At 65.3% G+C, this 23697-nt stretch carries 23 protein-coding genes and 1 pseudogene; 20 read left to right on the top strand and 4 right to left on the bottom strand.

The window, feature by feature from the left end; genetic code table 11:
* Nucleotides 1–47: 47 nt before the first annotated feature.
* The 4 genes and pseudogenes from H6935_03395 to H6935_03410 form a co-directional block, all read right to left on the bottom strand.
* A protein-coding gene (locus H6935_03395; GenBank protein MCP5277389.1) for an IS3 family transposase occupies nt 48–1225 on the bottom strand; the annotation gives its coding sequence in 2 pieces (ribosomal slippage) (nt 48–973 and nt 973–1225; 1179 coding nt in all).
* Between the two features lie 70 nt (nt 1226–1295).
* Nucleotides 1296–1820 (bottom strand): annotated as a pseudogene (locus tag H6935_03400) (ABC transporter substrate-binding protein).
* A 266-nt stretch (nt 1821–2086) separates the two neighbouring features.
* Entirely contained in the window at nt 2087–3928 is a 1842-nt protein-coding gene (typA, locus tag H6935_03405) for a translational GTPase TypA (protein MCP5277390.1), read from the bottom strand.
* A gap of 153 nt (nt 3929–4081) precedes the next feature.
* Nucleotides 4082–4531, bottom strand: coding sequence for a hypothetical protein (locus H6935_03410; protein ID MCP5277391.1), 450 nt, complete (start codon nt 4529–4531; stop codon nt 4082–4084).
* 518 nt (nt 4532–5049) lie between these two features.
* Here H6935_03410 and H6935_03415 point away from each other — a divergent pair.
* From H6935_03415 to H6935_03510, 20 genes are all read left to right on the top strand, one after another.
* Nucleotides 5050–6144 (top strand): hydrogenase small subunit, encoded by a 1095-nt coding sequence (locus H6935_03415; GenBank protein ID MCP5277392.1) that lies wholly within the window; start codon nt 5050–5052, stop codon nt 6142–6144.
* Nucleotides 6145–6146: 2 nt separating this feature from the next.
* Complete coding sequence (locus H6935_03420; GenBank protein ID MCP5277393.1) at nt 6147–7952, top strand: nickel-dependent hydrogenase large subunit; 1806 nt, start codon at nt 6147–6149, stop codon at nt 7950–7952.
* Between the two features lie 155 nt (nt 7953–8107).
* Nucleotides 8108–8824 carry a Ni/Fe-hydrogenase, b-type cytochrome subunit gene (gene cybH / locus H6935_03425; GenBank protein MCP5277394.1) on the top strand — a complete coding sequence of 239 codons (717 nt, stop codon included), beginning with the start codon at nt 8108–8110 and terminating at the stop codon, nt 8822–8824.
* A 44-nt stretch (nt 8825–8868) separates the two neighbouring features.
* On the top strand, nt 8869–9072 hold the full coding sequence (locus H6935_03430) for a hypothetical protein (GenBank protein MCP5277395.1): 204 nt from the start codon (nt 8869–8871) through the stop codon (nt 9070–9072).
* 8 nt (nt 9073–9080) lie between these two features.
* Nucleotides 9081–9704 carry a HyaD/HybD family hydrogenase maturation endopeptidase gene (locus H6935_03435; protein ID MCP5277396.1) on the top strand — a complete coding sequence of 208 codons (624 nt, stop codon included), beginning with the start codon at nt 9081–9083 and terminating at the stop codon, nt 9702–9704.
* A 229-nt stretch (nt 9705–9933) separates the two neighbouring features.
* Nucleotides 9934–10239 carry a HypC/HybG/HupF family hydrogenase formation chaperone gene (locus H6935_03440; protein ID MCP5277397.1) on the top strand — a complete coding sequence of 102 codons (306 nt, stop codon included), beginning with the start codon at nt 9934–9936 and terminating at the stop codon, nt 10237–10239.
* Nucleotides 10236–10670 carry a hydrogenase gene (locus H6935_03445; protein MCP5277398.1) on the top strand — a complete coding sequence of 145 codons (435 nt, stop codon included), beginning with the start codon at nt 10236–10238 and terminating at the stop codon, nt 10668–10670. The genes H6935_03440 and H6935_03445 overlap by 4 nt, the downstream gene beginning before the upstream one ends.
* A gap of 91 nt (nt 10671–10761) precedes the next feature.
* A complete protein-coding gene (locus tag H6935_03450) occupies nt 10762–11613 on the top strand; it encodes a hydrogenase expression/formation protein (GenBank protein MCP5277399.1) in 852 nt (283 codons plus the stop codon).
* 55 nt (nt 11614–11668) lie between these two features.
* On the top strand, nt 11669–11908 hold the full coding sequence (locus H6935_03455) for a rubredoxin (GenBank protein ID MCP5277400.1): 240 nt from the start codon (nt 11669–11671) through the stop codon (nt 11906–11908).
* Between the two features lies 1 nt (nt 11909).
* On the top strand, nt 11910–12515 hold the full coding sequence (gene hybE / locus H6935_03460) for a [NiFe]-hydrogenase assembly chaperone HybE (protein ID MCP5277401.1): 606 nt from the start codon (nt 11910–11912) through the stop codon (nt 12513–12515).
* A complete protein-coding gene (locus tag H6935_03465; protein MCP5277402.1) occupies nt 12512–13615 on the top strand; it encodes a nickel-dependent hydrogenase large subunit in 1104 nt (367 codons plus the stop codon). The genes hybE and H6935_03465 overlap by 4 nt, the downstream gene beginning before the upstream one ends.
* Entirely contained in the window at nt 13608–13949 is a 342-nt protein-coding gene (gene hypA / locus H6935_03470; protein ID MCP5277403.1) for a hydrogenase maturation nickel metallochaperone HypA, read from the top strand. The genes H6935_03465 and hypA overlap by 8 nt, the downstream gene beginning before the upstream one ends.
* 107 nt (nt 13950–14056) lie before the next feature.
* Complete coding sequence (gene hypB, locus H6935_03475; GenBank protein ID MCP5277404.1) at nt 14057–15115, top strand: hydrogenase nickel incorporation protein HypB; 1059 nt, start codon at nt 14057–14059, stop codon at nt 15113–15115.
* Between the two features lie 142 nt (nt 15116–15257).
* On the top strand, nt 15258–18020 hold the full coding sequence (locus H6935_03480) for a carbamoyltransferase HypF (GenBank protein ID MCP5277405.1): 2763 nt from the start codon (nt 15258–15260) through the stop codon (nt 18018–18020).
* A 68-nt stretch (nt 18021–18088) separates the two neighbouring features.
* A complete protein-coding gene (locus tag H6935_03485; protein MCP5277406.1) occupies nt 18089–18604 on the top strand; it encodes a hypothetical protein in 516 nt (171 codons plus the stop codon).
* A 7-nt stretch (nt 18605–18611) separates the two neighbouring features.
* Nucleotides 18612–18842, top strand: coding sequence for a HypC/HybG/HupF family hydrogenase formation chaperone (locus H6935_03490; GenBank protein ID MCP5277407.1), 231 nt, complete (start codon nt 18612–18614; stop codon nt 18840–18842).
* Nucleotides 18839–19975, top strand: a complete 1137-nt coding sequence (hypD, locus tag H6935_03495) for a hydrogenase formation protein HypD (GenBank protein MCP5277408.1) — start codon at nt 18839–18841, stop codon at nt 19973–19975. Before H6935_03490 ends, hypD begins: the two co-directional genes overlap by 4 nt.
* A gap of 178 nt (nt 19976–20153) precedes the next feature.
* Nucleotides 20154–21206, top strand: a complete 1053-nt coding sequence (gene hypE, locus H6935_03500; protein MCP5277409.1) for a hydrogenase expression/formation protein HypE — start codon at nt 20154–20156, stop codon at nt 21204–21206.
* A gap of 156 nt (nt 21207–21362) precedes the next feature.
* Nucleotides 21363–21902 carry a DUF559 domain-containing protein gene (locus tag H6935_03505; protein ID MCP5277410.1) on the top strand — a complete coding sequence of 180 codons (540 nt, stop codon included), beginning with the start codon at nt 21363–21365 and terminating at the stop codon, nt 21900–21902.
* 2 nt (nt 21903–21904) lie between these two features.
* The gene (locus tag H6935_03510) at nt 21905–23602 is read left to right on the top strand and encodes a hydrogenase maturation protein (protein ID MCP5277411.1); all 1698 of its coding nucleotides are present in this window, start codon (nt 21905–21907) and stop codon (nt 23600–23602) included.
* Nucleotides 23603–23697: the final 95 nt, after the last annotated feature.

Below are 23697 nucleotides of genomic sequence, written 5' to 3' on the forward strand. Positions count from 1 at the left end.
TGAAGGTATGAGCTTCCCCTGGTTTTTCGTCTTCCAACGGGTGGGCTTCATGCTACCTGCTGCACTCGTTTCTGAGTGTCGATCCAATCCTTCATGAACCGCGCTGGCGACTTGTATCCGAGGGTCGAGTGCAGGCGTTTCCGGTTGTAGAACACCTCGATGTACTCGAAGGCCATCGCCTTCACCTCCTCGCGCGTCTCGAATGCTTGGCCATGCACCCGCTCGTTCTTGAAGCTGTTGAACCAGCTCTCGGCGGGTGCGTTGTCCCAGCAGTTGCCACGGCGCGACATCGAGCAGGTCATCCCATACCCGCCCAGCTTGGCCTGGAAGGCATGACTGGCGTACTGGCTGCCCCGGTCGGAGTGATGCAGCAGCCCCGGCGCCGGCCGCCTGCGGAACCAGGCCATCGTCAGCGCATCCGTCACGATATCCGCCGTCATCCGGGGTTTCAGCGACCAACCCACGACTTCGCGGTTGAACAGGTCCAAGACGATGGCCAGGTACAGCCAGCCTTCGTTCGTCCACAGGTAGGTGATGTCCGAGGCCCAGACTTGGTTGGGCGCCTCTGGGGTGAAGTTCCGATCCAGCAGATTCTGCGCCACCGGCAGGCTGTGCTTCGAGTCCGTCGTGGCCTTGTAACGCCGCTTGTGACGAGCCCGGATGCCGTTCTCCCGCATCAACCGCTCGACCCGTTCCTTGCCCGCCGAGAAACCACGATCCCGCAACTCCAGAACCATCCGCGGGCTACCATAGCTGCCCTTGAGTTCGGCGTCGATGGCGCGGATCAGCACCAGCATCTGGGCGTCCGTCAGGCGCTTGCGGTTGGGCGTGCCGCCACGCTTCCAGGCCCGGTAGCCGCTGACGCTGACGTTCAGCACGGCGCACATCTCGGCCAATTCGTAGGTTTGCCGCTGCGCGTCGACCCAGGCGTACTTCACAGCGCATCCCTCGCGAAGTACGCCGTCGCTTTTTTTAGGATTTCGTTCTCCCGCTTGAGCCGGATGTTCTCAGCACGCAGCCGCGAAAGTTCCATTTCCTCCGGGGTCACCACCTTGGCGCCAGCGCCATTGAGCTTGCCAGCCGCTGCCGATTTGACCCAGTTACGCAGCGTCTGCTCGACCAGCCCCAACTCCCTGGCCACTGCGCCGATCGACTGCCCTTCCTTGACTCGCTTGACCGCCAGCTCCTTGAACTCGGCGGTGTACTCCTGCTTCGGGATCTTCATCGTCTTCCTTTCCTTCGTGACGTCCATCTTATGTCACCCTTGGAAGACGAAATTCCGGGGGAACCTCATTCTCCATGACCAGCAGACTCTGCCGACCAATCAGGGCCTTGGTTTCTTGAATGTCCTTGCGCAGGTCATCGCTGCCCCTGATGGGTTTTATCGGAGAATCGGCCCGAGCCACCAGCATTACCTGGGAGGGGAAAGTGGGCTCCGAGTACAGGAGCACTTTCTCCCTCCAGGGCAGCACAGTGAAACCGGTGGCGATCATTTCGCCCTTGATGGGGTAGTCGCCTTTCAGGGTTACCGTGTCGCCATTGCGAACCACATCCTTGCCCAGCAGATCGCGGATCACCGAATAGAAGTCGCTGTACACCAACTTGTATTTGACGCCGAGGTGCTTGGCAAAGCCCTGCACAAGCTCAGCATCGAAACCATCCCCAGCGCCTGTCACGAAGTTCGCATAGCGAATGCCGAGATGCCTGATTTCACCTTTGGCCTTGATTTCAGCCAAGTCAGCCGCACCAGCTGACGATGAACACGCAAGCAACAGGATCAAGGTTAATTGCAAAGCATTAAACCATTTGAACTGCTTCATCTCGGTGCTCCAATTTCCAGCCAAAAGCTGCTACGCACGAATTCTTGTTATCGGCTTGATGGGCGATTGCTTGAGCATTTAACACCAGGCCCTGCGCTGGAACGAGTCATCATTCCCTTGGTTTTTGCTGGGGATTCAGGTTCGACCCAGCAACAGGAAGGGAAGCAAAAACCGTCAATACCTGAACAGCATTGGCGGCGCTTGCAGCCACCCACAAACAAAAACCCGCACAAGGCGGGTTTTTGTTTGATTTAGACAAAGCGCGCTTAAGCTGATTCCCGCGCGGCCCGCTTGCGGTCGTGTTCCTTCAGGTGCCGCTTGCGGATGCGGATGGTCTTGGGAGTCACCTCCACCAGTTCGTCATCGTCGATGAACTCGATGGCCTTCTCCAGGCTCATGTCCAGCGGAGGGACCAGGCGCACCGCCTCGTCGGTTCCGGAGGCGCGCACGTTGGTGAGCTGCTTGCCCTTGATGGGGTTCACCACCAAGTCGTTCTCCCGGCTGTGGATGCCGATGACCATGCCTTCGTACAGCTTGTCGCCCGGGTTGACGAACATGCGGCCCCGGTCCTGGAGCTTCCACAGGGCGTAGGCCACCGCCTCGCCGTCCTCCTGGGAGATGAGCACGCCGTTGCGGCGCTCGGCCACGCCGCCTTCCTTAAGCGGGGCGTATTCGTCGAACACGTGGCTCATGAGGCCGGTGCCCCGGGTCATGTTCATGAACTCGCCCTGGAAACCGATGAGGCCCCGGGCGGGAATGCGGTATTCGATGCGTACCCGGCCACGGCCATCCGGCACCATGTCCTGGAGGTCGCCCCGGCGCAGGCCCAGGGATTCCATGACGGCGCCCTGGTGGCCTTCTTCCACGTCCACGGTGAGCTGCTCGTAGGGCTCCATTTCGACGCCATCCACCACTTTTTTCACCACCCGGGGGCGGCCCACGGCCATCTCGTAGCCTTCCCGGCGCATGTTCTCGATGAGGATGGACAGGTGCAGTTCGCCCCGGCCGGACACGTCGAAGATCTCCGCGTCCTTGGTGTCGTGGACCCGCAGGGCCATGTTGGTGAGCAGTTCCTTGTGCAGGCGATCGCGGATCTGGCGGCTGGTGACGAACTTGCCTTCGGTGCCGGCCAGAGGGCTGGCGTTGACCATGAACTGCATGGACAGGGTGGGCTCGTCGATCTTCAGCAGGGGCAGGGCCTCGGGCTGGTCCGGGTCGGTGATGGTGGCGCCCAGCACCAGGTCCTCGATGCCGGTGATCTGCACGATGTCGCCAGCCAGGCCCTCATCCAGCTCGATCTTGTTCAGGCCCTGGTAGCCGAACACCTGGCCGATCTTGGCCTTGATGGGGGTGCGCTCGTGCTCGGCCATCTCCTCGTCGGTGCCGAACAGCACCATCACCTGCTGGCCGGTCTTGACCCGGCCCCGCTGGATGCGGCCCACGCCGATGCGGCCCACGTAGCTGGAGTAGTCCAGGGCGGAAATCTGCAACTGCAGGGGGGCCACCACGTCGGTATTGGGGGCAGGTACATGCTTGAGGATGGTCTCGAACAGCGGGACCATGTTTTCCCGGGGGGCATCCATTTCCATGGCGGCCCAGCCGTTGAGGCCGGAAGCGTAGACGATGGGGAAGTCCATCTGCTCGTCCGTGGCGCCCAGCTTGTCGAACAGGTCGAAGGTCAGGTTCACGGCGTTGTCGGCGTCGGCGCCATCCCGGTCCACCTTGTTCACTACCACGATGGGGCGCAGGCCCAGGGCCAGGGCCTTCTTGGTGACAAAACGGGTCTGGGGCATGGGGCCCTCCACCGCGTCCACCAGCAGCAGCACGCCGTCCACCATCCCCAGAACCCGTTCCACCTCGCCGCCGAAGTCGGCGTGGCCGGGAGTGTCGACGATGTTGATGTGCACGCCCTCGTATTCCACGGCCGTGTTCTTGGCCAGGATGGTGATGCCCCGTTCCTTTTCCAGGTCGTTGGAGTCCATGACCCGTTCGGAAACCTGCTGGTGGGCGGCGAAGGTGCCGGACTGGCGCAGGAGCTGGTCAACCAGGGTGGTCTTGCCGTGGTCGACGTGGGCGATGATGGCGATGTTTCTAAGGGCGCGGCGCATGGGGGTTACCAGAATCAGACAAAGCCCGTGATTCTACCAGCCGCACGTGGCAAAAAGCCCCAACTCTTTGTGGCTAAAGAAAATTTTCGGACGGGAGTAGCCCCCCCGTAGCCCGGACTCGCCTTGCTCCTCCGGGCTACGTCCATATCTGGCTTACTGGATCCACAACAGCGGCCTGTACACCCAGCCCTCGTTGAAAACCTCGTCTTCCACCTTGACCCAGTCGCCCTGGGTCTCGATGACCTTGAAGGAATAGTATTTTTCCACGGGGCTCAGGGGCGAGGATTCATGGTTGGTTCCCGGTCCGGTGCGCACATTGGCCGTTTCCACCTTGACCACGGCGCATTTCATGCCGTTGGTGACCAGCTTGTTGTAGACCCAATGGCTGTCGCCATCCACGTCCTTCATCTGGTACCAGCTGCCCTTCTGGCCGATCTTCTCCAAGGGCATGTACTTGAAGACTTCCCAGCTTTTCTCGAAATTCGTGCCTGGCCCCTGGCGCAGGTTGGCCTCGGGCACCTTGATGCACCAGGCGGCGGCCTGGTTTGATGTGGTCAGGGCAGCGCAACACAGCGCCGCGGCGGCAATGGCTTTCTTCTGCATGCAGATTTCTCCTTGGATACAACAGTGCGGAGGATGCCGCCTTGCCGCCCCTATCCGGCTTCCAGGGCAAGTTGGCTTGGACGTGTCCCCCGTAACGGGACGGACCACCTCCGCATAAGTTCCGCTATTTTCCCACAATACGAAAACAGACCATCTAACCGTTCATGGCCCAAAGGGCCGTCCCTGCTGATGAAACCGGGCAGGAGCGCCGCTTGCGGCGCGAACACGGTGTCGTGGGCGGACAAGGATTCGGCCCGCGAGCGGGCCTCCTACCGCCTCATGTTTCACGGTAAACGTCGTCAATGTCCATATTAATGATTGTTTGCTGAACGTTTACACGATTACGTTGTATATGTTTTATGTGTGATCGAGCCCACTCGGAACTCATAACTGCTTGATTGTTATGAAGCGGAAGAGAGACAGACACTTGGCACACTTCTTGAGATAGGACCCGCCAGACCTGGCAAGACAACAGGTCCGGCTGGATTCCAATCTGATCTCAAGAGGAGACCGTTCCCATGGTGGAGACCTTCTACGAGGTGATGCGGCGGCAGGGCATCACCCGCCGCAGCTTCCTCAAATTCTGTAGCCTGACCGCCGCTTCCCTGGGATTGGGCCCCAGCTTCGTGCCCCGCATCGCCCACGCCATGGAGACCAAGCCCCGCACCCCGGTGCTGTGGCTGCATGGACTGGAATGCACCTGCTGCTCCGAGTCCTTCATCCGCTCCGGCCACCCCCTGGCCAAGGACGCGGTGCTGTCCATGATCTCCCTGGATTACGACGACACCATCATGACCGCCGCCGGCCACCAGGCCGAGGCCATCCTCGACGAGGTCATGACCAAGTACAAAGGCAACTACATCCTGGCAGTGGAGGGCAACCCGCCCCTCAACCAGGAAGGCATGAGCTGCATCATCGGCGGCAAGCCTTTCCTGGAGCAGCTGAAGCACGTGGCCAAGGACGCCAAGGCCATCATCTCCTGGGGTTCCTGCGCCTCCTGGGGCTGCGTCCAGGCTGCCAAGCCCAACCCCACCCAGGCGACGCCGGTGCACAAGGTCATCTTTGATAAGCCCATCATCAAGGTACCGGGATGCCCGCCCATCGCCGAGGTGATGACCGGCGTCATCACCTACATGCTGACCTTCGACCGCATTCCCGAGCTGGACCGCCAGGGCCGGCCGAAGATGTTCTACGGCCAGCGCATCCACGACAAATGCTATCGCCGCCCCCACTTCGACGCGGGCCAGTTCGCCGAGGCCTGGGACGACGAGGGTTCGCGCAAGGGCTACTGCCTCTACAAGATGGGCTGCAAGGGCCCCACCACCTACAACGCCTGCTCCACCGTGCGCTGGAACGGCGGCGTGTCCTTCCCCATCCAGTCAGGCCACGGCTGCATCGGCTGTTCCGAGGACGGCTTCTGGGACAAGGGCGGGTTCTACGACCGGGTCACGGACATCAAGCAGTTCGGCGTGGAATCCAACGCCGACAAGGTGGGGACCGCAGCCATCGGCGTGGTGGGCGCCGCGGTGGCGGCCCACGCGGCGGTGAGCGCCATCAAGCAAAGCCGGACCAGGCAGTCCGAGTCCACGCAAACCCCCGCCAACGATAAGTGAGGATGACCGACATGGGCACTTACGAAACCCAGGGCTTCAAGCTCGACAACTCCGGCAAGCGCGTGGTGGTGGACCCGGTGACCCGCATCGAGGGCCACATGCGCGTAGAGGTCAATCTGGACTCCAGCAACGTGATTCGCAACGCGGTCTCCACCGGCACCATGTGGCGGGGCCTGGAGGTCATCCTCAAGGGCCGCGACCCCCGGGACGCCTGGGCCTTCACCGAGCGCATCTGCGGCGTCTGCACCGGCACCCACGCCCTCACCAGCGTGCGGGCCGTGGAAGACGCCCTGGGCATCCAGATCCCGGAGAACGCCAACAGCATCCGCAACATCATGCAGCTGACCCTCCAGGCCCACGACCACCTGGTGCACTTCTATCACCTGCACGCCCTGGACTGGGTGGACGTGGTCTCCGCCCTGTCAGCCGATCCCAAGAAGACCTCGGAGTTGGCCCAGAGCATCTCCTCCTGGCCCCTGTCCTCCCCCGGTTACTTCCGCGACATCCAGAACCGCCTGAAGAAGTTCGTGGAATCCGGCCAGCTGGGTCCGTTCATGAACGGCTACTGGGGCAACCCGGCCTACAAGCTGCCGCCGGAAGCCAACCTCATGGCGGTGACCCACTACCTGGAAGCACTGGATTTCCAGAAGGAGATCGTCAAGATCCACACCATCTACGGCGGCAAGAACCCCCACCCCAACTGGCTGGTAGGGGGCGTGCCCTGCGCCATCAACGTGCACGACACGGGCGCCGTGGGGGCGGTGAACATGGAGCGCCTGAACCTGGTGTCCCACATCATCGACCGCACCATCGAGTTCATCGACCAGGTCTACATCCCGGACCTGCTGGCCATCGCCAGCTTCTACAAGGGCTGGACCCACGGCGGCGGTCTCTCCTCCAAGAGCGTGCTGTCCTACGGCGACATCCCGGACAAGGCCAACGACCATTCCGCCGCCAACCTCATGCTGCCCCGGGGCGCCATCATCAACGGCGACCTGTCCAATGTGCACGAGGTGGACCTGCGGGATCCCAATCAGGTGCAGGAGTTCGTGGACCATTCCTGGTTCAAGTACGAAGCTGGCGCCGCGGGCAAGGGCCTGCACCCCTGGGACGGCGAGACCGTGCCCCATTACGAGCTGGGCAAGAACGCCAAGGGCACCTCCACCAACATCGAGCAGATCGACGAGGGCGGCAAGTACTCCTGGATCAAGGCCCCCCGCTGGCGGGGCCACGCCATGGAGGTGGGCCCCCTGGCCCGCTACATCATCGGCTACGTGCAGAAGAACCCGGAGTTCAAAGAACCGGTTGACATGGTCCTGAAGCAATTGGGCCTGCCCCTGCCGGCCCTGTTCTCCACCCTGGGCCGCACCGCCGCCCGGGGCCTGGAGGCCTCCTGGGCCGCCCACAAGATGCGCTACTTCCAGGACAAGCTCATGGCCAACCTGAAGGCCGGCGACCTGGCCACGGCCAACATCGACAAGTGGGAGCCTTCCACCTGGCCCAAGGAAGCCAAGGGCGTGGGCTTCACCGAAGCGCCGCGCGGCGCCCTGGGCCACTGGATCCGCATCAAGGACACGCGCATCGACAACTACCAGTGCGTGGTGCCCACCACCTGGAACGGCAGCCCACGCGATTCCAAGGGCCAGATCGGCGCCTTCGAGGCCAGCCTGATGAACACCCCGGTGGCCAAGGCGGACCAGCCCCTGGAAATCCTGCGCACCCTCCACAGCTTCGACCCCTGCCTGGCCTGCTCCACCCATGTGATGGCGCCGGATGGACAGGAGATGAGCAAGGTGAAGGTGCGGTGAGAATGGGTACTCGAATCCCCCCCAGCCCCCCTTTTGCAAAGGGGGGAGTGAATTCCCGCCTCCGCTTGCCGAAGGGTCCCCCCCTTTGCAAAAGGGGGGACAGGGGGGATTCCAGACACGCTTGCCCTACCTCCGCCATCCACTAGGAGAAACACATGCTCTCAGCACAAGACATGCAGGAAGCGGCGGCCCACGGCCGTCACGTCCGCGCGGTTTACGTCTACGAGGCCCCGGTGCGGTTGTGGCACTGGGTCAACGCCCTGGCCATCACGGTGCTGGCCATCTCCGGCTGGTTCATCGCCAGCCCCCTGCCCAGCGTGCCGGGGGAAGCCAGCGAAAACTTCCTCATGGGCTACATCCGCTTCGCCCACTTCGCCGCCGGCTACGTGCTGCTGGCGGGTTTCCTGGGCCGGGTGTACTGGGCCTTCGTGGGCAACCACCACGCCCGGCAGATGTTCGTGCTGCCCGTCTTCAACCGCAACTGGTGGAAGGAAGTGTTCTTCGAACTGCGCTGGTACCTGTTCCTGGAACCGGACCCCAAGAAATACGTGGGCCACAACCCCCTGGCCCAGCTGGCCATGTTTGGCCTCTTCCTCACCACCGTGGTGTTCATGATCGTCACCGGCTTCGCCCTCTACGGCGAAGGCGCCCAGGAGGGTAGCTGGGCCCACACCTTGTTCACCTCCTGGGTCATCCCCCTGTTCGGCCAGAGCCAGGACGTGCACACCTGGCACCACGTGGGCCTGTGGGTCATGGTGCTGTTCGTGATGATCCACGTGTATGCCGCCATCCGGGAGGACATCATGTCCCGCCAGAGCCTGGTCTCCACCATGCTCTCCGGCTGGCGCCTGTTCAAGGACGACAAGCCCTGAGCCACGCCTGATCGGGCGCTTCAACACCAACCCAGGAGATCTCCATGAAATTCCGCTTCGCCACCCTGTCCCTCGCCGCCCCGTTCATGCTGATTTCCGGCACGGCCCTGGCCCATCCGGGCCATGAAGGCGGCCATCTCCACGACTACCTGGCCGTGGCCCTGCTCACCTTCATCGCCCTGCTGGCCGCCTACCTGTACCGGGGCCGCGGGCAGGCCGGCCCCTCCGCCTCCGGAGACGCCCGGTGAACGACGCCCTGGACTACGCCAGCGACGCCCTGGTGCTGGGCATCGGCAACCTGCTGTGGGCCGACGAGGGCTTCGGCATCCGCGCCCTGGAAACCCTGCACGAGCGCTGGCGCTTCGGCCCCGGCACCCGCCTGCTGGACGGCGGCACCCAGGGCCTGTACCTGTTGCCCTTCGTCGAAAACAGCCGCCGCCTGCTGATCCTGGACGCGGTGGACTACGGCCTGCGGCCGGGCACGGTGAAGATCGCCCAGGACAGCGAAGTCCCCGCCTTCATGGGCGCCAGGAAGATGAGCCTGCACCAGACCGGCTTCCAGGAAGTCCTGGCGGTGGCCGCCCTGCGGGGCTGGCAGCCGGAACGCCTGGCCCTCATCGGCGTGCAGCCCGAGGTGCTGGAGGACTACGGCGGCAGCCTCACCGACACCGTGAAGGCCAAACTGCCCGTGGCCATCGACGTGGCAGTGGATTTCCTGCGCACCTGGGGCGCCCGCCCGGAACGGCGCGCCTCGCCGCCCGGCCCGGAGGAGCGCATCACCCTGGGCAGCCTGGACATGGCCCCCTACGAAGGCCAGCGCCCCAGCGCCCAACAGGCCTGCCGCGTGGGCGACGTGAGGTTTCTTGCGGAGGCGGCATGACTGGCGCCGCTGGAATCCCCCCCTGCCCCCCTTTTGCAAAGGGGGAAGAAGCGCTGAACATCGCCGCAGGATCCCTCCCTTTGGAAAACGAGCGGAGCGAAGTTTCGCGCTTGCGGCCAAAGGGAGGACAGGAGGGATTTCATCCCACCACGCCTGCCGAATGGTCCCTCCCTTTGGATAAGGGAGGACAGGAGGGATTTGACCCGGCCGGCAGCCTCGGGAACGCCCCATGTGTGTAGGCATCCCCATGCGGGTCATCGCATGCCACGGCTACATGGCCCTGTGCCAGGGGCGCAACGGCCAGCGCCAGCTGGACCTGGCCCTGGTGGGCGAGCAACCCCCGGGCACCTGGTTGCTGAGCTTCATCGACGCCGCCCGGGAAGTGATCGACGCCGACACCGCCGCCCAAATAGATGCCGCCCTGGACGGCCTGGAAGCGGTGCTGTCCGGCGAGACCGACATCGGCCACCACTTTGCCGACCTTGTGGACCGCGCCCCGGAACTGCCGCCCCATCTCAGAGGAGTGACCCCATGACCCAGATCCATCCCCTCATCGCCCGCCTCACCGGCGAATATGGCTACCCCCTGCTGGATGCCGCCAGCCTGGAAGCCTTCTGCGCCGCAAACGGCGACGCCGTGCTGCTGTGCGCGGGTGACCCGGTGCAGCACCCGGAATGCCTGGACGTGGCCGTGGTGCTGCCGGAGCTGCTGCGCGCCTTCCCGGGCCGTTTCCGGGCCGCCGTGGCATCGTCCGGCCTGGAGCCGGAGATGCAGGCCCGCTACGGCTTCAACCGCTGGCCCACCCTGGTCTTCCTGCGGGACGGCGGCTACGTGGGGGCCCTTTCGGGCATCCAGGACTGGAGCGTGTACCTGGCCCGCATCCAGGACCTGCTCGCCACAAACACCTCCCGGCCGCCCTCCATCGGCATTGCCGTCAGCACCGCCGCCGCCCCCACCTGCCACTGAGCGCCCCCAGGGCCGGCCTGCGCCCAGCCCGCCCCCCGAGGGGGTCAAGTCAACTCGGGGCGGCCCTTCGTTTACTTGAGAGGACAACGCCATGCATGCCTTTCCCATTCCCGTTGTGGCCCTGGGACCGGGTTCCCACCTGGAGGAAGAAACCCTGGACTACCTGCCCATGCCCCACGACATGCGCACCTACCAGACCCCCATCCTGCCGGAGCCGGAAGAGGTGCGCGACCGGACCGGCGCCAGGATGTGGCTGGGCCAGTTGCTGGAGGCCACGCAAAAATGGCGCCCCGGCAAGGTGGCCTTCAGCCTGGACATGGGTGGCCTGGACGAGGCCGACCGCCTGCTCATCGACCAGGTACTGGGGGAAGGCGAAGTCAGCGCCCAGATCACCGGTGAGACAGGCGCCAACGCGGGCACCCTATCCATCCAGGAAAGCGTGTTCGCCGGCATCTGGCGCCTGCGGGGCCGGGACGCGGAAGGCCGGACCTTTGCCGACCGGGTGGAAGTGGGCGACGTGCCTGCCGCCATCCGCAACGCCGCGAAATCGGGCCACCCCGTTCCCATGCAGGTCGCACCTGGCCCCGGCGTGATCAACGCCCCCGCCCTGCTGGCCGAGATTGCCGAGCAGACTGCCCGGCCGGTGGGGGGCACCCACGTCATCAACCTCTCCCTGCTGCCCTTCAGCCCGGAAGACGCCGCCTGGCTGGACGAGCGCCTGGGCCGGGGCCGGGTCACGCTGCTGTCCCGAGGCTACGGCAACTGCCGCATCACCGCCACGGGCATCGCCCGGGTCTGGTGGGTGCAGTACTTCAACTCCCAGGACGCCCTGATCCTCAACACCCTGGAAATCAGCGACGTGCCGGAAGTGGCGCGGGCCTCCGCCGAGGACCTGGAAGACAGCGCCGGCCGCCTGGCGGAAGTCCTGGCATGGATAGGCTGAAAGTCACCTCCACAAAGGGGAGACAAAGCCGGGCGGATCGGGCCAATATGTGGCCATGAATACGCCCAAGAATACGCCCAAGCCCACCTTCGAAGGCTCCTTCCTCGGCGACGCCAGCCGTCTGCCCCCGGACGCCAGGCTGGAGTGCAAGATCTGCTGGCATGTCTACGACCCGGCGGAGGGTGACCCGGTGTGGCAGATTCCCCCCGGCACGGCCTTCGCCGACCTGCCGCCCCACTGGCGCTGCCCCAACTGCGACGGCGCCCGGGAACAGTTCATGGTGATCGATGACTGACATGACCCGCATCTCTAACCCCCCTTTGGAAAAGGGGGGCAGGGGGGATTCGACGGCCGCCCCCGAAGCACCGCCGCTGGAATCCCCCCCAGCCCCCCTTTTGCAAAGGGGGGAGAACCCCGCGGCCCGCCTGGAAGCTGCCTTCCGCCACATCGCCGAGACCCGCATGGCGGGCATGGCCATGGTCACCCCGGCCCTGACGGTGGAGGCCGTGGGCTTCCGGCCCTGGGGCCCGGACTGGGTGGGCGTGCTCATCACCCCCTGGTTCATGAGCCTCGTCTGCCTGCCCGGCCCGAACGCCGCCTGGGAAGAAACGTCCAGCGGTTCGAACCGGGACCTGGAACTGCCCTCCGGCACCTACGGATTCCTCACCGCCCACGAGGACGCCCTGGGCCCCTACCTCACCAGTTCCCTGTTCTCCCCCATGTTCGGGTTCGAGGACATGGACCAGGCCCGGGAGGTGGCGACGGCGGCGCTGGCCGAGGTCTTCACGCCCCAGGCTCCCCAGGCGCCGGCCCCGTCCCTCCCCGGCCTCACGGGCAAGCTGGAGCAGCCCGTCAGCCGCCGGGGCTTCCTGGGGGCGTTCATGGGACAAAACCGCCCATGAGCACCGACCTGGAAGGCCGCATCGACGTGCGCCTGACCCAGCAGGCGGGCCGCATCACCGGCGTGGACATCCGCTCCACCCGTCCGCAGCTGGCCCGCAGGCTCATGGCCGGCCGCACGCCTGAGGAGGCGGCCGATCTGGCCGGCATGATCTTCAGCCTGTGCGGCCAGGCCCAGCGGGCCGCCGCCCGGGCCGCCTGCGATGCCGCCCTGGGCAAGTCCACCGACTCGTCGGACACAATCCCCGTGCTCATGGAACTGGCCAGGGAACACGCCTGGCGCCTGCTGCTGGACTGGCCCCAGGAAGTTGACCAGGCCCCGGACATGGCCAGCCTGCTGGCCCTGCGCCAGGCGCCGCCGGAGCACTTCGACGCCAGCCTGGAAACCCTGCTGCGGGAAACGCTGCTGGGGGAGGCCCCCGCCGCCTGGCTGGCCCGGGACCTGGCCGGCCTGGACGCCTGGGCGCGCCAGGGCGCCACCCTCCCCGCCCGGCTTTTCGCCCACCTCATCGCCACCCTGGGCGAGGGTCCCGATACCGGCATCAGCCAGGCGGCATGGCTGCCCGAACTGTCGGCGTGGAACCCGGAAATGGCCACGGCCCTGGCCCACCGGACCCTGGCGGACATGGCCTTCTGTAACCTGCCTGACTGGCGCGGCGCCCCGGCGGAAACCGGTGCCATCGCCCGCAGCCACCGCCAGCCCCTGGTGGCCGAGTGGATCGCCAGACGGGGCCGGGGCATGGGCGCCCGCCTGCTGGCGCGCCTTCATGAATTGGCGGAACTGCCCTACCCGATGCGGACGGGGGGCACCCGGTCCCTCAGGGCGTGGTCTATAGGTGAAGGGGTGGGGATAGCCGGCGTGGAAACCTCCCGGGGCCTGCTGTTCCACGTGGCCAGCCTCCATGACGGCAAGGTGGCGGACTATCGCATCCTGGCCCCCACGGAATGGAACTTCCACCCGGCCGGCCCCCTGGCCCAGGCCCTCACCGGCCTGGATGCCACAACGGAGGACTTGAACGTCCAGGCCCGCCTGGTGTCCCGCTCCCTGGACCCCTGCGTGGCCTTTGGCGTGGAGATTGAATCGGAGCCAGGCAATGCATGAAATGTCCCTGGCGGAGGGCATACTCCAGATCGTGGAAGACACCGCCGCCCAGCAGGGCTTCAAGCGGGTGACGGAAGTGCGCCTGGAGATCGGCGCCCTCTCCGGCGTGGAAGTGGAAGCCCTGAGCTTCTGCATGGACGTGGTGCTCAAGGGCAGCGTGGCCGAGGGCGCCCGGGTGGAACTGGAACGCCTTCCCGGCCAGGGCTACTGCCTGGGCTGCGGCGAGACGGTGGAAATCCAGGCCCTGTACGACGCCTGCCCCAAGTGCGGCAGCTATCAGGTCCAGGCCACGGGCGGCACGGAAATGCGGGTCAAGGATTTGTTGGTGGAATAGTGACTTTTGCTTGTCATTCCGGCGAAGGCCGGAATCCAGGTAGTGGAACTGGACCCCGGCGTCCGCCGGGGTGACGGTGGTTGAAGCGATGATAGGAGTGAAAAGCAATGTGCACGGTATGCGGATGCGGCGAAGGCGAAACCAGAATCGAAGGCCAGGGTCACTCTCATGACCATCCTCACGGTCACAGCCACGATCATGATCACGACCATAGCCATGAGCACGTCCATGCCGACGGCACCGTGCACAGCCATGGGCATGGCCACACCCATAGCCACGACCACACGGGCCATGACCATGGGCATGGCCACCTGCACGAACCCGGCGTGCCCCACTACCACGAGCACAAAGCCGAGGGGGGAAAAGGCGACCTCCACTACGGCCTGGGCCCCGCCCACGCCCACGCGCCGGGCCTGACCCAGGCGCGCATGGTCCGCATCGAGCAGGACATCCTGGGCAAGAACAACGCCTACGCCGACGGCAACCGCAGGCACTTCGCCGAGCACGGCATCTTCGCCGTCAACCTGGTCTCCAGCCCCGGCTCCGGCAAGACCACCCTGCTGGTGAAGAGCATCGAGATGCTGAGTGACAAGGTGAAGGTGGCGGTGGTGGAAGGCGACCAGCAGACCAGCAACGACGCCGACCGCATCCGCGCCACCGGCGCCCCAGCCATCCAGGTCAACACCGGCAAGGGCTGCCACCTGGACGCCCACATGGTGGGCCACGCCCTGGAACGCCTGAACCTGCCCGACGACAGCCTGCTCATGATCGAAAACGTGGGCAACCTGGTATGCCCCGCCGCCTTCGACCTGGGGGAGGCCCACAAGGTGGTGATCCTGTCGGTGACGGAAGGCGAGGACAAGCCCCTGAAATACCCGGACATGTTCCACGCCGCGGATTTGATGTTGCTGAACAAGGTGGACCTGCTGCCCTACCTGAATTTCGACGTGGCCAAGTGCGTGGACTACGCCCGCCGGGTGAATCCCAGACTCCAGGTCATGCAGGTCTCCGCCACCAGCGGCCAGGGCATGGAGGCATGGCTGGACTGGCTCATGGCCGGGCTGGAACAGGCCAGAACGGCCCGCTTGCAGAACGTGGAGTTGCTGAAGAAGCGGATTGCGGAGCTGGAAGCGCGGTTGGGTGAACAGGCCACGGCCCGGGAGTGAGCGTGTTGCGGGTTGCCGGCCCACTCAAATCCCCCCCCACCCCCCTTTTCCAAAGGGGGGGGTATCCGCGTCAGCCTGAAGCGAAGGGTTCCCCCCTTTGGAAAAGGGGGGGCAGGGGGGATTCCCGTGGCCCTCGCATTTCATGAACACTCCGCTGCTCACCGACTCCGTGTGCCGGCGCCGCCTGCGCGTGACTGGCATCGTCCAGGGCGTGGGCTTCCGGCCCTATGTCTGGCACCTGGCCCATTCACTGAACCTGTCCGGCTGGGTGCGCAACGACGCCGCCGGGGTGGAAATCCTGGTGGAGGGCAACCCCCTCCACATCGAGGCCTTCACCCGCCGCCTGCCCGAGGAAATCCCGCCCCTGGCCCGGGTGCGGGAACTCACCTGGGATGACGCGCCCCACACCGGCGAACACACCGAATTCCTCATCACGGAAAGCGGCGCCGGCCGGGCCGCCACCATGATCGGCCACGACACGGCGGTGTGCCCCGACTGCCTGGCGGAGATGTTCGACCCCGCCGACCGGCGCTGGCACTACGCCTTCATCAACTGCACCCACTGCGGCCCCCGCTACACCCTCACCCGGGGCCTGCCCTACGACCGGGCCCAGACCAGCATGGCGGCCTTTCCCCTGTGCCCGGACTGCGAGAAGGAATACCGCGACCCGGCGAATCGGCGCTTCCATGCGGAGCCCACGGCCTGTGCGGTGTGCGGGCCGCGCTTGTGGGTGGTGGAGTCCGCTGGAATCCTCCCCGGCGGAATCCCCCCCAACCCCCCTTTACAAAAGGGGGGAGTGAAATCCCAACCGACCGGCATCGAAGGGTCCCTCCCTTTCGTAAAGGGAGGACAGGAGGGATTCGACCCACGCCAGCAAGCCCCCATCGCCGACACCCTCGCCCGCCTGCAGGCCGGCCAGATCATCGCCATCAAGGGCCTGGGAGGCTTCCACCTGGCCTGCGACGCCCGCAATGCCGCAGCCGTGCAGCGCCTGCGGGAGCGCAAGAACCGGGAGGAAAAACCCTTCGCCGTCCTGGCCGCCAACCTGGCCTCCATCGCCGAGTGGGTGGAGATGAACGAGGCGGAACAGGCCCTGCTGGCATCCCCCGAGCGGCCCATCGTCCTGCTGCGCAAGCAACCGGGGACCGACGACGCCTTCCCGGGCATCGCCCCGGGACTGGCCTGGCTGGGGGTCATGCTGCCCTATACGCCCCTGCATTGGCTGATCTTCCACGAGGCGGCTGCGAAGCGCGGAGCAGGGGCCCCGCAACGCGGGGATGCGACCGTGAAGCAGACGAATGTCGTCGCAACCGATGCGTATGCAGTTGGTGCAGGTCTCCACGATTCGAACGAACGTTGTAAAGGCCTAGGCGACGACACCGGCCAACCCGCCGGCACGGCCTGGATGGACCAGCCCCAGGACCTGGTGCTGGTTTTGACCAGCGCCAACCCCGGCGGCGAGCCCCTGGTGATCGGCAACGACGAAGCCTTCGAGCGCCTGGCCGGTATCGCCGACGCGGTGCTGATGCATGACCGGGACATCGTGGTGCGGTGTGATGACTCGGTGGTACGGAGTGTCACCCAAATCCCCCCCAGCCCCCCTTTTGCAAAGGGGGGAGTGAAGTTCCAGCCCACCGCCACCGAAGGGTCCCTCCCTTTAGCAAAGGGAGGACAGGAGGGATTTGACGGCGCTTCCACCCCCGCCACCCAGTTCATCCGCCGCGCCCGGGGCTACACCCCCCGTTCCATCCGCCTGCCCCGTTCCGGCCCTTCGGTGCTGGCCCTGGGGGGCTACCTCAAGAACACGATCTGCGTCACCCGGGGGGACGAGGCCTTCGTCTCCCAGCACATCGGCGGCCTGGACAACCCGGCCACCTGCAACATGCTCCAGGAGGTGACGGCGCATCTGCTGGACATCCTGCAGGTGCAGCCCCAGGCCGTGGCCCACGACCTGCATCCGGACTTCTTCAGCAGCCGCCACGCCCTGGCACTGGCCGATGCCTGGGGCGTGCCGGCCGTGGCCGTGCAACACCACCACGCCCACATCGCCGCCGTGGCGGCGGAACATGGCGTCGAACACCCCATCCTCGGCCTGGCCCTGGACGGCGTGGGACTGGGCTCGGATGGCACAGCCTGGGGCGGAGAACTGCTGCGCATGGAGGGTTCCTCCTTCACCCGCCTGGGCCACCTCACCCCCCTGCCCCTGCCCGGCGGCGACAAGGCGGCGAAAGAGCCCTGGCGCATGGCGGCGGCGACCCTGTTCCTGTTGGGCCGCACGGACGAGATTCCCCGCCGCTTCCCCCATCAACCCATAGCCGGGCAACTGCACGTGATGCTGGAGCGGGACCTGCACTGCCCCCCCACCACCAGCCTGGGCCGATGGTTCGACGCGGCGGCGGGACTGCTGGGCATCCGCGACGTGATGGCCTACGAAGGCCAGGCAGCCATGTTGCTGGAAGGCCTGGCGGAGGAAGCCGGTGATGTGGCGCCCATGACGGACGGCTGGCGACTCATCGAGACCGTCATTCCGGCGAACGCCGGAATCCAGAGCCACACCCCCTGGACCCCGGCCTCCGCCGGGGTGACGACCCAGTTGGACCTGCTGCCCCTTCTGGCCCGGCTGGCGGACGAGCCCGATGCCCGCCGGGGTGCCGCCCTGTTCCACGCCACCCTGGCCCGGGCCCTGACGGACTGGGCCCTGCAAGCCGCTGAATCCCAGGGCCTGGATACCATCGCCCTGGGGGGCGGCTGCTTCCTCAACCACATCCTGTCCCGCCAGTTGGCTGCCCTACTTGGCCAGCGGGGACTGCGAGTCCTGGAGGCCCGCCAAGTGCCCCCCAACGACGGCGGCCTGAGCTTAGGCCAGGCCTGGGTCACGCTGACTGAGCTAAACAAGAAACAATGACAACCTTATCCTTGTATTATTCTTGTTCTTACTTAGACTTGGAGTGTGCCACCACTCTCAAGGAGCTCATGATGCAAACAATCAAAATTGATGACGAAGTTTTTTCCTTCTTGCAAACGCATGCAAAGCCGTTTGTCGACACACCAAATGCCACACTTCGGAGGCTGCTGGGACTTAACTCGAGCCCACTTACAGCAAGAGCAACGACAGACAAGAGCTCAGGTGAGCTTGACCTAGATCAGCTTCTTACTGAAAGCATGGAGCTGTATAACTCACGAAAAAAAGCACCCAAAACCAATCTAGAGGCGCTTATCCAGCATGGGTTGGTCAAGGAAGGCGAGACGGTGTTCTTAGTCGACTATCAAGGACAGAAACAAGATGGATTGGAAGCAACCGTAACCAGAAATCGACTTAAGTATCAGGATAAGTTTTATTCAATGAGTAATTTAGCTAAGAAGCTACTGCTCAAGCTTGGGTACAAAAGCACTGACGTAAGAGGCCCCACACATTGGGTAAACCATGATGGGATTTCCATTTGGGACCTCTGGCAGCAGATTCAGCCATCCCCAGAGAAAAAGGAATGAGAACCCAATGTGCTTAGCGATTCCCGCCAAGGTCGTTGAAATCGCCGTCGGCGACCAGGCCATCGTGGACCTGGGGGGCGTGCGCAAGGACGTGTCCCTGGCCCTGGTGGAGGACGTGGCAGTGGGCGACTACGTCATCGTCCACGTGGGCTACGCCCTCACCCGCCTGGACCCGGAGGAGGCGGAGAAGACCCTGGCCCTCATGGCCGAGGCGGGCATTGCCCCGGAGGCCGTGTGAAATACGTCGACGAATTCCGCGATGGAGAAGTAGCCCAGGGCCTGGCCAAGGCCATCGCCGCCGAAGTCCGCGACGACCGCCGCTACAACTTCATGGAGTTCTGCGGCGGCCACACCCACGCCATCTCCCGCTACGGCGTGCCGGACCTGCTGCCTCCCAACGTGCGCATGATCCACGGCCCCGGCTGCCCGGTGTGCGTGCTGCCCATCGGCCGCATCAACCTGGCCATCAGGCTGGCCCTGGAGCAGGGCGCCATCCTCTGCACCTACGCCGATACCCTGCGCATCCCCGCCTCCGGCGGCCTGTCCCTGATGCGGGCGAAGGCCCGGGGGGGAGACATCCGCATGGTGTATGCGGTGACCGACGCCCTGAAGATCGCCCGGGACCATCCGGACAAGGAAGTGGTGTTCTTCGCCATCGGCTTCGAGACCACCACGCCCCCCACGGCGGTGGCCATCAAGCAGGCCCAGGCGGAAGGCCTGAAGAACTTCAGCGTGCTGTGCTGCCACGTGCTGACGCCTTCGGCCATCATGAACATCCTGGAGTCCAAGGAGGTGCGGGAACTGGGCACCGTGCCCCTGGACGGCTTCGTGGGCCCGGCCCACGTCTCCACGGTGATCGGCAGCCGGCCCTACGAGTTCTTCGCGGAGGAATACCGCAAGCCCGTGGTCATCGCCGGCTTCGAACCCCTGGACGTGATGCAGGCCATCCTCATGCTGGTGCGCCAGGTGAACGAGGGCCGGGCCACGGTGGAGAACGAGTTCACCCGGGCTGTCACGCCGGAAGGCAACACCAAAGCCCAGAACCTGGTGTCCGAGGTGTTCGAGCTGCGCCGCAGCTTCGAATGGCGGGGCCTGGGGGAGGTGCCCTACTCCGCCCTGAAGATTCGCGAAGGCTTCGCCGAGTTCGATGCCGAGCGGCGCTTCCATCTCGAATACCAGCCGGTGCCGGACAACAAGGCCTGCGAGTGCGGCGCCATCCTGCGTGGTGTTAAGAAGCCCACGGACTGCAAGATCTTCGGCACCGTATGCACGCCGGAGAATCCCATGGGCAGCTGCATGGTGTCCTCGGAAGGCGCCTGCGCGGCCCATTACACCTACGGACGGTATAAGGATGTGGAGGTGACGGAATGACCACTTACGGGTTGGATACGCTGCGGGAATCCCCCCCGGAGCCCTTTATCCCCGAATGGGGACTTTTGCAAAGGGGGGAGTTCCTCCGGCGCGTATCGAAGGGTCCCTCCCTTTCCCAAAGGGAGGACAGGAGGGATTCGACGGCGCGTCTTCAACCCGACCACCTGGGCATCACCCCATGAGCGGCCAGGTCAAGAAAGGTTACGTACGCCCCCTGGACATCAAGCACGGCCGGGTGGACATGAGCCACGGCGGCGGCGGCCGGGCCATGGTGCAGCTCATCACCGAGTTGTTCGCCAACCACCTGGGCAATCCCTACCTGGCCCAGGGCAATGACGGCACCTGCCTGCCCCTGGGCCAGGGCAAGCTGGTGGTGTCCACCGACAGCCACGTGGTCTCGCCCCTCTTCTTCCCCGGCGGCGACATCGGCTGCCTGTCGGTGCACGGCACGGTGAACGACGTGGCGGTCATGGGCGCCACGCCCCTGTACCTCACCGCCGGCTTCATCCTGGAGGAAGGCTTTCCCCTGGCGGACCTGGCCCGCATCGTGGAGTCCATGGCCAGGGCCGCCGTGGATGCAGGCGTGCAGCTGGTGGCGGGCGACACCAAGGTGGTGGAACAGGGCAAGGGCGACGGGGTGTTCATCACCACCACCGGCGTGGGCTTCCTTCCAGACGGCGTGCACATCTCCGGTGACCTGGCCCGGCCCGGCGACGCGGTGCTGGTATCCGGTACCGTGGGGGACCATGGCGTGGCCATCATGAGCAAGCGGGAGAACCTGGGCTTCGATGTGCCCATCCTCTCGGACACGGCTTCGTTGAACGGCCTCACCGCCGCCATGCTGGCCAGCGGCGCCAACATCAGGGTCATGCGGGACCCCACCCGGGGCGGCCTGGCGGCCACCCTCAACGAGATCGCCCACCAGTCCGCCGTGGGCATCCACCTGGATGAAGCGGCCATCCCTGTGAAGCCGGAAGTGGACGCCGCCTGCGAACTGCTGGGCCTGGACCCCCTGAACATCGCCAACGAAGGCAAGCTCATCGCCATCTGTGCCGCCGGGGACGCGGACAGGCTCCTGGCCGCCTTGCGCGCCCACCCTTTGGGCATCCAGGCCGCCGTCATCGGCCAGGTGGTGGAAGACCCCAATGGCTTCGTGCAGATGAAGACGAAGTTCGGCGGACGGCGGATGGTGGATTGGCTGAGTGGTGAACAGTTGCCGAGGATTTGCTGAGTGGTTGGGAAGACTCTAATCCCCCCTAGCCCCCCTTTTTCAAAGGGGGGAACGGAACCCAACTCAAAGGGCGAAATGGAACCCTACGCAGCTTCTACTCCCCCCTTTGGAAAAGGGGGGCCGGGGGGGATTCCCGAGGCCGGCGCACCACTCCCCATGACCGAATATGAACCCCGCCTGAAACCCCTGGCCCGCAACCTGCGTAGCCGCCAGACCGAAGCCGAACAGAAGCTCTGGTCCCACCTGCGCCGGGATCAGCTGGGTGTCCGCTTCTACCGACAGCGCCCCCTGGGGCCCTACATTCTGGATTTCTACGCACCCAAAGCCCAACTGGTCGTGGAACTGGATGGCAGCCAGCATGTTGACGATCCTACGCAGAGGCGGAAGGACACTCAGCGGGATGCCTGGCTGGATGCGCAAGGCATCCGTGTCCTGCGCTTCGACGACCGGCAGGCTTTGACCGAGACAGAAGCCGTGCTGGGGGTGATTTTTCAGGCTGTGCGAGATGGAAGCGCCGCTGGAATCCCCCCCAACCCCCCTTTACAAAAGGGGGGAGAACCCCGGCAAACCATCGCCGAAAGCCCCCCCACTTTAGGAGAAATACCTCCGCAGTCGATCGCAGGGTCCCTCCCTTTGGCAAAGGGAGGACAGGAGGGATTTGACGGCGCCTCCAATCCACCCCGGAGCACCCAGTAAACATGCGCATTCTCTTCCTCACCCACGCCTTCAACAGCCTGACCCAGCGGCTGTATTTGGAACTGAGCCGGCTGGGCCACGAGGTTTCCATCGAGTTCGACATCAACGACAGCGTCACCATCGAGGCGGTGGACCTGTTCCGACCCCACCTGATCCTGGCCCCCTACCTGCGCCGGGCCATCCCGGAGGCCATCTGGCGCAACCACCTGTGCCTGGTGCTGCACCCGGGCATCGTCGGCGACCGGGGCCCCTCCGCCCTGGACTGGGCCATCCTGAAGGGGGAGCAGGAATGGGGCGTGACCCTGCTCCAGGCCGAAGCGGAAATGGATGCCGGGCCCGTGTGGGCCAGCGCGACCTTCCCCCTGCGGCAGGCGAAGAAATCCAGTGTCTACCGCAACGAGGTGACCGAGGCGGCGGTGCGGGTGGTGATGACGGCCCTGGAGCGGCTGCCGGATTACCGCGCGGGCAAGTGGCACCCCCAGGCCGTGCCCCTGCGCCCCATGCATGCCCTCATGCAGCAAGCGAACCGGGCCATCGACTGGGCCCATGACAATACCGAGACCGTGCTGGCCAAGCTCAATGCCGCCGATGGGTTTCCCGGGGTGAAGGATGAGCTGTTCGGCCACCCCTGCCATCTGTTCAATGCCCATGCCTTCCCCGCCCGGGGCGCGCCGGGGGACGTGCTGGGGCGTAGCGGCGAAGGCGTGGTGCGAGCCACGGCCGATGGCGCGGTGTGCATCGGCCATGTGAAGCGCGGCGACAGCCCGCTGTCCATCAAACTGCCCGCCGCAGTGGCGTTTCCGGAAGTGCTGGGACTAATGGAATTGGCTGTCGAATCAAATCCCGCCGACCCCGACATCCGCTACGAGGAAGCCGACGGCGTGGGCTATCTCCACTTCGACTTCTACAACGGCGCCATGGGCACGGACGCCTGCCGGCGCCTGCAAACGGCTTATGAAGCGGCGCGCCTGCGCCCCACCCGGGTCATCGTCCTCCTGGGCGGCCCGGACTTCTTCAGCAACGGCCTGGACCTGAACCGCATCGAGGCGGCGGACAGCCCGCCGGACGAGTCCATGCGCAACATCGAGGCCATGGACGACCTGTGCCGGGCGGTGATCGAAACCACCACCCACCATACCGTGGCCGCTCTCCAGGGCAACGCCGGGGCCGGCGGCGCCTTCCTGGCCCTGGCGGCGGACTGCGTCTGGGCACGGGAGGGCGTGATCCTCAACCCCCACTACAAGAACATGGGCAACCTATACGGCTCCGAGTATTGGACCTACCTGCTGCCCAGGCGGGTGGGGGGCGAGGCCGCGCAACGTATCATGGCCCGGCGCCTGCCCCTGGGCACGAAGGAGGCGGTGGCCACCGGCTTCATCGAGACCTGCTTTGGCCAGGATGTGGCGTCCTTCCAGGCCGAGGTCCGGCACCGCGCCGCCGCCCTGGCCGATGCACCGGAACTCATGGGCCACCTGGATGAGAAGCGCGCCAGACGGGCGGCGGACGAGGCGGCCAAGCCCCTGGCCCAGTACCGGGCCGAGGAACTGGCCCACATGAAGCGCAACTTCTACGGTTTCGATCCCAGCTACCACGTGGCGCGGCATCACTTCGTGGACAAGACGCCCCATTCCTGGACGCCCCGGCACCTGGCCAGGCACCGGGAGCTGGGCTGGGTGGTGCCGGGGGACGCGGAGGCATGATGGATAGGCCGTCAAATCTCCCCCCGCCCCCCTTTTCCAAAGGGGGGAGTACCACAAGCCTCAGCCGGAGGGTCCCTCCCTTTGCAAAAGGGAGG

This window comes from Thiobacillus sp., assembly GCA_024235835.1.
Taxonomy (GTDB): domain Bacteria; phylum Pseudomonadota; class Gammaproteobacteria; order Burkholderiales; family Thiobacillaceae; genus PFJX01.